Below are 5,176 nucleotides of genomic sequence, written 5' to 3' on the forward strand. Positions count from 1 at the left end.
AAACAAGTATGTTTGTAATAATATTTGGAACGGATATTTATATTTTTTGCTTCTGATTGAACGAATAAATCAAGTAAAATAGAAATGGTAAAATAAATATCGAACCGAGTAATAATGCCCAAGCTAACATATTTATTGTGCTCATTGCACCATAATCTTTCAATAAAGATAATGTTGAACCATCTTTGAATAATACTAAATTTGGAAAGTGTGAATAAGATGCTGCAAACAAAATCATCATCACAATTATTCCTGCATAAACCTTCAAAAGAGAATCTTTCGCTTTATTTAAGGCAGAAAGTAATAATACAATCGAGATTGAAGCAATTGCGATTGCGATATAACCGTAAATTTCTGATGTTATCCAACTAAATAATGGAATGTTTTTCCAAAGTGAAACAGCAAATACCAATGCTCCAGCAACAAAAATTAAAGCTGTATAAATCTTAGCACGTTTTCTCAAAATCACTTTATCTTCTTCGTTTTTAACAGTTTGAATGGAATAAACCGAAGCCAAGAAAGCACAAATCACAACAGTGAAAATTCCGACCGAAAAATTAAACCAACTTAACCACGAAAATATATACGCATCTTGAAAGGAAAGTGCATTGTCATCAATACTTCCCGAAACGATAGATCCTGCTATTATACCCAAAAACAAAGGTGTTACAACACTTGAATAAGTAAAAATGACATCATACAAATTGTGCCATTTATCGTTGATTGCATCATAATTTCTGAACGTAAACGATGTTCCACGCGCTATGATTCCCAACAACATAATCACCAACGGAATATGTAAATAATTAGAAACATCTGCATAAACCTTAGGAAAACCGACAAACAAAATCACAATGGCAATAATTAACCACATATGATTTGCTTCCCAAATTGGTCCAATCGAATTGTACATAATCTTCTGCGTACGTTTTTTGTAACTCTTTTCAGAGAATAATTCGACAATTCCAGCACCGAAATCTGCTCCACCTAAAATTAAATATAAACAGATGGCAACCCACAAAAATGCTATTACTACGTAAATCATACTTAATGTTTTTCTGGTTTATAATTTGGATCTTCTGGATCATAAAGCTTCGCAACCATTTGTATTTGTCGATTCATTAAGAACACCAAAATAATGGACAATGTGATGAATACAAACGTGAAAATGTAAAACGAATATTGGATTCCTGGCATTGGCGTGATGGAATCTACCGTTCGCATAATTCCGTAAATAATCCACGGTTGACGACCAACTTCTGTTACCGTCCAACCTGCTTCTAAAGCGATATATCCAAAAGGTGTCGCAATCATAAACAATTTATAAAACCAGCGTTTTGTTCGCCAATCTTTCTTAAAAAATTGCGCAATCAAATAAATCACAGCTATTCCCATCATCAACATTCCGAATGTTATCATAATCTGAAAAGCATAGTGTACAACTGCCACAGGCGGCCACTCATCTTTCGGAAATTCTTCCAATCCTTTTACAGGCGTTTTGAAATCTGAATGAACCAAGAAACTCAACACACCTGGAACTTTTATTGCGTATTTAATTTCCTCTTTTGATTCGTCCACAATTCCTCCCAAAACAAATGAAGCACTTTCTTCTGTTTTGAAATGCGCTTCCATCGCAGCCAATTTAATCGGTTGACGTTTTGCTACATCTTTCGCTGAAATATCACCACTCAAAGGTGCTAACATTGCTGCTGTAATTGCTAAAACAGAACTAATTTTGAATGCTTCGCGATGAAAATTTACATTCTTACCTTTCAAAATAAGATAAGCATGTAAACCCGCAACCGCAAATCCAGTCGCACAAAAAGCTGCAATTGTCATGTGCAATGCTTGTGAAAACCACGCATCGTTGAACATAGCTTTTACAGGATCTATGTTAAGATATTCGCCATTTACAAAATCGAAACCTGACGGAGAATTCATCCAAGCATTTGCTGCAACAACCAAAATTCCTGAAGCTAAACCGCTAATTCCTACAATTACACCACAAATCCAATGAAACCATTTATTGAATTTGTCCCAACCATAAAGGAAAAACCCTAAAGCAATTGCTTCAATAAAAAAAGCTGTTCCTTCTAACGAAAATGGCATTCCGAAAATTGGTCCAGCGTGTTCCATAAATTTAGGAAACAATAATCCTAACTCAAACGAAAGCATTGTACCAGAAACTGCTCCCGTAGCAAATAAAATCGCAACTCCCTTACTCCAAGCTTTGGTTAACCCTTTGTAAATTTCGTTTTTAGTTTTGAGGTATTTGTAGTGAGCAATTGCCATCATAAAAGGCATCACCATTCCAACACACGAAAAAACAATGTGAAAGGCAAGCGACATCGCCATTTGACTTCTGGCAGCAATAAAATCGTCCATAAGTAATTGTTTATAATTTGTTTGTTGGTTAAAGTTACTAAATAAAAAGAGGCAATTCTATTTTGAATTGCCTCTTTTTTATATGATTTTGATTATAATAATCTATTTAGACGTAGCTGGTAATAACCATTTGAATTGTGGTCCATCTTCAGGAATCACAATACGTTGCGAAATTCTATCCATTCTATCTGGGAATTTCATAATGTAATCTCTTGCTTTTTCAGCCTCGGCATTCAACCCAGAGATTTTATCCAATTGCCAAGCTTCAATTAATTTTCGCATAATATCGATGTAATCAAATGCTGTGTACACACCAATACGTTGCGCTGCATCAGAAAACGCATCAAACAAAGTTCCTCTTTCTTCTCCAGAAGCTCTTAAGAAATGTGCTGGCATTACAATTTTAAGTTTGAACATATGTTGAACAGCTAACATCATTTCTGAAGGATCAGCTTCGAAAATACGACGAACGAACTCTGTGTAAGCTAAATGGTGACGCATTTCATCTCCTGCAATAATTTTACACATACGCGATAATTTTTTCGCTCCGTATTTTTTTGCAATTGCTGATACATTATTATGCGATACATATGTTGCTAATTCTTGGAAACTTGTGTAAACAAAGTTTTTATAAGGATCGTGTGCTGTTCCAATATCAAATCCGTCATTTATCAAATGCTGCGTTGTTACTTCAACCTCGCGCATATTGATACGTCCTGATAAATACAAAAATTTATTCAAAACATCACCGTGACGATTTTCTTCTCCAGTCCAATGGCGAATCCATTTTGCCCAACCATTTTCTAGGTAATTCCCTTCTTCATCTACTACTCCATCCATCTGCATCAACCAAGATTCGTAGGTTGGCAAAGCTTCTTCGGTAATGGTATCTCCAATCAATGTAATCCAGAAATCATCTGGCAAATCTTTCGAAAGCTCTTGTAATTCTTTGATTTCGTCAAAAAAAGAATCTGTTTGAGAATTCGGTAAAAAATCTGTTGGTTGCCAAATTTTATCGGCTGGAACTAAGAATTTGTCCATATAAGCATCAATATCTTTCTCAAGAAATTGCATTACTTCCAGGCGAACATTTTTTATTGACATATAATTATTTTATGCGGTTATACTACTTTTTACAGTTTTTTCGGTAAGCTCGAATATTTCATCAAACTTATAGTCACTCACTTTTAAGGGTTTATGGTATTGTATCGTTACTTTCGCGCCCAAATACATCGGGAATTTACCCCACTTTTCTATTTCCCACGTATTATTTAGCGTAACTGGAACAACATAAGCGTCTTTAGCATATTTCGTCAAAACTTTCAATCCATTTTCTTTGAAAGCCTTTGGTACTCCATTTTTGCTTCTTGTACCTTCTGGAAAAATAATGGCTGAATAATTATTTTTCTGAATGTATTGCGCTAATTTTTTTATTTCTTCTATTGCTTGTTTTCCGTTCTTACGATCGATTAATGCAGAACCTCCATGTGTTAAATTGTACGATACACTCGGAATTCCTTTTCCTAATTCTATTTTCGAAATAAACTTTGGATGATAATCAGCCAAATCATATTCCAACGGAGAAATATCATACATACTTTGGTGATTACTCACAAAAATTAATGGTACATTTTGTATCAAATTTTCGTGTCCCTTATAGGTATATGTTGTACCCAAAATTCTTGTCCAAAAAACCAAAAGACCATTCATCACTTTTACACTTTTGTGATGAGCAGCATAACCTCCCAAATTGTAGCACAACCATTGCACAACATGCATTACCAACAACGTTAATCCATAAAAAATATAAAAGATTATAGATAACGGATAACTTAAAATTTTCTTCAACATTAGAAATTTAGACAAATTTAATAAAAAATTATGCTAAGCATAATATATTTTTCTTGGCGATTTACTTTATTAATTTCAAAGTTAGCTTTTCTTGATGAGCTTCATCATAAAAAGTAATTTGATTTGATGATTTTACTTTAAAATATGCAGTTTTTTGCAAATTTTGAATCAAATTTTGAGGAATTTCGCAATCAGAATTCACTTGTTTTAAATGATTAAAAATTATTGCTTGATTTATTTTGGTATAATCAGCCGTAATTATTCCGCAAGCCGTTTTCATCACCATCTTTTTGGTTGCATCTTCAAAAATAATGTAATCTCCTCCATCATTTATATTCCATTTACCCGACAAATCGCTAATTTCTGGAGTCACAACTTTAGTTTCGGTAACTGTTTTGGTTGGTAAACAACTTATTAATCCTAAAAAGAAAAACAAAAGTATTGCTTGAATTGTATATTTCACGTGGTTTTATTTGTAACGAAGGTAGAAATATTTTGAATATTACGGATTGATTTTTTTAATATTCAATTTTATTAAGAAATTTGTTGTCTAAATAAGAAACAATGGCAAACACAATGAAAGGAGAAGTTTTTACGGATCAAAATAACATCAAAAAAGTAAAAATTGAACGAAAACCAAGTTTTCCTAAAATCTATATTTTAACCGATGATTGTCAATTTGTGGAAGATGGTTTATACGAATTAGATTTTTTTGAAACGCCAAGTGTTACCAATTTCAAATCTGAATTGAATCCAACTATTCCTGCAATTAACTTTAAACAATTGAGTGAAAAAGGAAAAGATTTTTTACAATAATATGCTGAAATAATTTTCTCTAAAAACACAATTAAATAACAACACAATATCCATTGTTGAAAAAATAGAATTCTACATTTTTTCTCCTACTTTCCTTCGAGGTTTCTTCGACCGTTGTTCGACG

Annotated in this window: 6 protein-coding genes; 1 reads left to right on the forward strand and 5 read right to left on the reverse strand. The window is 33.0% G+C overall.

Annotated elements, in window-relative coordinates:
- Positions 1 to 37: 37 nt before the first annotated feature.
- From B2217_RS01940 to B2217_RS01960, 5 genes are all read right to left on the reverse strand, one after another.
- Positions 38 to 1,045, reverse strand: coding sequence for a cytochrome d ubiquinol oxidase subunit II (locus B2217_RS01940; RefSeq protein WP_038333674.1), 1,008 nt, complete (start codon positions 1,043 to 1,045; stop codon positions 38 to 40).
- Positions 1,046 to 1,047: 2 nt separating this feature from the next.
- Positions 1,048 to 2,385, reverse strand: a complete 1,338-nt coding sequence (locus tag B2217_RS01945; protein ID WP_180906358.1) for a cytochrome ubiquinol oxidase subunit I — start codon at positions 2,383 to 2,385, stop codon at positions 1,048 to 1,050.
- 102 nt (positions 2,386 to 2,487) lie between these two features.
- Entirely contained in the window at positions 2,488 to 3,489 is a 1,002-nt protein-coding gene (locus B2217_RS01950) for an acyl-ACP desaturase (RefSeq protein ID WP_038333672.1), read from the reverse strand.
- Positions 3,490 to 3,498: 9 nt separating this feature from the next.
- The gene (locus B2217_RS01955) at positions 3,499 to 4,233 is read right to left on the reverse strand and encodes a lysophospholipid acyltransferase family protein (protein WP_180906357.1); all 735 of its coding nucleotides are present in this window, start codon (positions 4,231 to 4,233) and stop codon (positions 3,499 to 3,501) included.
- Positions 4,234 to 4,297: 64 nt separating this feature from the next.
- Entirely contained in the window at positions 4,298 to 4,699 is a 402-nt protein-coding gene (locus B2217_RS01960) for a hypothetical protein (protein WP_180906356.1), read from the reverse strand.
- Between the two features lie 101 nt (positions 4,700 to 4,800).
- On the opposite strand from B2217_RS01960, the gene B2217_RS01965 reads away from it, so the two are divergent.
- Entirely contained in the window at positions 4,801 to 5,052 is a 252-nt protein-coding gene (locus tag B2217_RS01965) for a hypothetical protein (RefSeq protein ID WP_180906355.1), read from the forward strand.
- The last annotated feature ends 124 nt before the right edge of the window (positions 5,053 to 5,176 follow it).

This window comes from Empedobacter sp. UBA7620 (assembly GCF_002484185.1).
GTDB classification, from domain to species: domain Bacteria; phylum Bacteroidota; class Bacteroidia; order Flavobacteriales; family Weeksellaceae; genus Empedobacter; species Empedobacter falsenii_C.

Coding starts and splice junctions, on each gene's coding strand:
- B2217_RS01965 (WP_180906355.1), top strand. CDS start 4,801: ATGGCAAACACAATGAAAGGAGAAGTTTTTACGGATCAAAATAACATC.
- B2217_RS01945 (WP_180906358.1), bottom strand. CDS start 2,385: ATGGACGATTTTATTGCTGCCAGAAGTCAAATGGCGATGTCGCTTGCC.
- B2217_RS01950 (WP_038333672.1), bottom strand. CDS start 3,489: ATGTCAATAAAAAATGTTCGCCTGGAAGTAATGCAATTTCTTGAGAAA.
- B2217_RS01940 (WP_038333674.1), bottom strand. CDS start 1,045: ATGATTTACGTAGTAATAGCATTTTTGTGGGTTGCCATCTGTTTATAT.